Source organism: Pseudomonas sp. 05N434 (genome assembly GCF_056396965.1).
Map to the genome: position 1 here is coordinate 1 of NZ_JBFTMK010000538.1, position 3,420 is coordinate 3,420.

Below are 3,420 nucleotides of genomic sequence, written 5' to 3' on the forward strand. Positions count from 1 at the left end.
CCTCTACCCCCTCCACTTGGCAGAATACCGAACATCTGGCCGACGAAGATCGTCAGGATAAACAGCAGCACCAGGAACACGAATATTCCCGGATGCCGCGCAACGAAATCGCTCTCCTGATTGCCACGCGGCTCATACACCGTCGACGGCTCGTTCAGCGGATTGCCCCCCAGCACCACCAGCATCGCCGAAACGCCATCGCTGATGCCCTTGCTGAAATTGCCGGCCTTGAACGCCGGCGTGATCACCTGATTGATGATCACCGAACTCTGCGCATCGGTCAGGCGATCTTCCAGGCCATAACCGACTTCGATCCGCAATTTTCGCTCGGCACGCGCGACAATCAGCAGCGCGCCGTTGTTCTTGTCCTTCTGGCCAATGCCCCAGTAGCGTCCCAGTTGATAACCGAAATCCGCGATGTCGGCGCCCTGCAGGTCCGGCAACGTGACCACCACCAACTGCTCGCCGGTGGACTTCTCGTGGGCATTAAGCTGCTGAACCAGCTGCTCGCGCACCGCTGGCTCGATCATTTGGGCGTTGTCCACCACCCGTCCGGTCAGTTCCGGAAACTTCAACCCGGCCTGGGCCGTCAGGGCAAAGACCCAGAACAACAGCATCAGGCCCACTTTCATCACGCGCATTGGCAACCTCTTCCTTGGTGGCACTTCAAACCCGGTCCGGCGCCTACTGGAACTTCACTTCAGGCGCTTTTTCGGCACCGGGGCTGGTGGCCTCGAAAGTTTCGCGGATCGGCAAGTCGCTGTACAACACGGAGTGCCACAAGCGACCGGGGAAGGTACGAAGCTCGGTATTGTACTTCTGCACCGCGAGGATGAAGTCGCGACGCGCCACGGCGATGCGGTTCTCGGTGCCTTCAAGTTGCGATTGCAGCGCCAGGAAGTTCTGGTTGGCCTTGAGGTCCGGATAACGCTCGGACACCACCATCAACCGACTCAGCGCGCCGGTCAGCTGATCCTGCGCCTGCTGGAACTGTTTGAGTTTTTCCGGATTGTCCAGCGTGCTGGCATCCACCTGGATCGACGTCGCCTTGGCCCGGGCTTCGACCACCGCGGTCAGGGTTTCTTCCTCGTGTTTGGCATAGCCCTTGACGGTTTCCACCAGGTTGGGGATCAAGTCGGCGCGGCGCTGGTACTGGTTCTGCACCTGGCCCCAGGCGGCCTTGGCCTGCTCGTCGAGGGTCGGGATCGTGTTGATGCCGCAACCGGCCAGCAGAGCGGTCAGCAACATCAAGGCTGCAACCTGCAGGCTCGACCGATAGGGGTGTCGTACATTCATCTGGTTGATGCTCCCTTGCACATTGCGTTGATAAAACAACCGGCGAACTTTGACCCCGGCTCTTGGGGCATAATCTGCGCCGCTACTGGATTGCATCGAGCCAATGGGCTAAAAGATGCCCAGCGAAAAAGCAGTAAGAAGTGTGCTGCATTTTTCTGAGTAATACCCAAACAACAATAGTCGCTCCCCAAATTTTGGCTGACCGGCGCGTATTCACTGCCGCTTGGGCCTTTTGAGAAGAACATTCATGAAGAAGCTGTGTTTGCTGGGCCTGTTCGTCAGCCTGGCCAGTCATACCGTATTGGCCGCCACGACGCCCGCACCGATAGAGAACAAGGACGCCTTCATCAGCCATCTGATGAAACAAATGACCCTCGATGAAAAAATCGGCCAGTTGCGCCTGATCAGCATCGGCCCGGAAATGCCTCGGGAGCTGATCCGCAAGGAAATCGCGGCCGGTAATATCGGTGGCACCTTCAACTCGATCACCCGCGCCGAAAACCGTCCGATGCAGGACGCGGCCATGCGCAGCCGGTTGAAGATCCCGATGTTCTTCGCCTATGACGTGATCCACGGCCACCGCACGATTTTCCCGATTCCTCTGGCCCTGGCCTCGAGCTGGGACATGGACGCCATTGGCCGGTCCGGGCGCATCGCCGCCCAGGAAGCCGCGGCTGACAGCCTCGACATCACTTTCGCGCCGATGGTCGATATCTCCCGCGACCCACGCTGGGGCCGCACCTCCGAAGGCTTCGGCGAAGACACTTACCTGGTTTCGCGAATTGCCGGTGTGATGGTCAAGGCCTTGCAGGGCAGCGGTGCGAACGCGGCTGACAGCATCATGGCCAGCGTCAAGCATTTTGCCTTGTACGGCGCGGTCGAGGGCGGTCGCGACTACAACGTCGTCGACATGAGCCCGGTCAAGATGTACCAGGATTACCTGCCGCCCTACCGCGCCGCCATCGACGCCGGTGCCGGCGGGGTGATGGTTGCGCTGAACTCGATCAACGGCGTACCGGCCACCGCCAACACCTGGCTGATGAACGACCTGCTGCGCAAGGAATGGGGCTTCAAGGGCCTGGCAGTCAGCGACCACGGGGCGATTTTCGAGCTGATCAAACACGGCGTCGCCCGCGACGGTCGTGAAGCGGCGAAGCTGGCGATCAAGGCCGGCATCGACATGAGCATGAACGACACGCTCTACGGCAAAGAGCTGCCGGGACTGCTCAAATCCGGCGAGATCGAACAGAAAGACATCGACAACGCCGTGCGCGAAGTGCTCGCCGCCAAGTACGACATGGGTCTGTTCAAAGACCCGTACCTGCGCATCGGCAAGGCCGAGGATGACCCGGCCGACACCTACGCCGAAAGCCGCCTGCACCGCGCCGAGGCCCGTGATGTCGCGCGCCGCAGCCTGGTGTTGCTGAAGAACCAGGGCGATACCCTGCCCCTGAAGAAAACCGCGAAAATCGCCCTGGTCGGCCCTTTGGCGAAAGCACCGATCGACATGATGGGCAGTTGGGCTGCCGCCGGTAAACCTGCGCAATCGGTCACCCTGTTCGACGGCATGACAAATGCCCTCGGCGCGCAGTCGACGCTGATCTACGCCCGTGGCGCGAACATCACCGACGACAAGAAAATCCTCGATTACCTGAACTTCCTCAACTTCGATGCCCCGGAAGTAGTGGACGATCCGCGCCCGGCCAACGTGTTGATCGACGAAGCGGTAAAAGCCGCCAAGGATGCTGATGTGGTAGTGGCTGCAGTTGGCGAATCCCGTGGCATGTCCCACGAATCGTCGAGCCGCACCGACCTGAACATCCCAKGCAACCAGCGCGAGCTGATCAGGGCGTTGAAAGCCACCGGCAAACCGCTGGTGCTGGTGTTGATGAATGGCCGTCCGCTGTCGATTCTCGAAGAGAAAGAGCAGGCTGACGCGATTCTGGAAACCTGGTTCAGCGGCACCGAAGGCGGTAACGCCATCGCTGACGTGCTGTTCGGCGACTACAACCCGTCGGGCAAGCTGCCGATCACCGTTCCGCGCTCGGTGGGTCAGATTCCGACCTACTACAACCACCTGAGCATTGGCCGGCCGTTCACTCCCGGCAAACCGGGCAACTACAC

At 60.4% G+C, this 3,420-nt stretch carries 3 protein-coding genes; 1 reads left to right on the forward strand and 2 read right to left on the reverse strand.

All coding sequences use genetic code 11. From position 1 onward, the window contains the following. The coding region (locus tag AC1DLB_RS25310) for a TPM domain-containing protein (RefSeq protein ID WP_102667194.1) at positions 1-641 on the reverse strand (641 nt) is incomplete at its 3' end. A gap of 43 nt (positions 642-684) precedes the next feature. After that, positions 685-1,296: a LemA family protein gene (locus AC1DLB_RS25315; protein WP_064621343.1), complete on the reverse strand. Its 612-nt coding sequence runs from the start codon at positions 1,294-1,296 to the stop codon at positions 685-687. Between the two features lie 247 nt (positions 1,297-1,543). On the opposite strand from AC1DLB_RS25315, the gene bglX reads away from it, so the two are divergent. Beyond that, positions 1,544-3,420 (forward strand): beta-glucosidase BglX (gene bglX, locus AC1DLB_RS25320; RefSeq protein WP_477785858.1); only part of this gene is annotated, 1,877 nt, incomplete at its 3' end.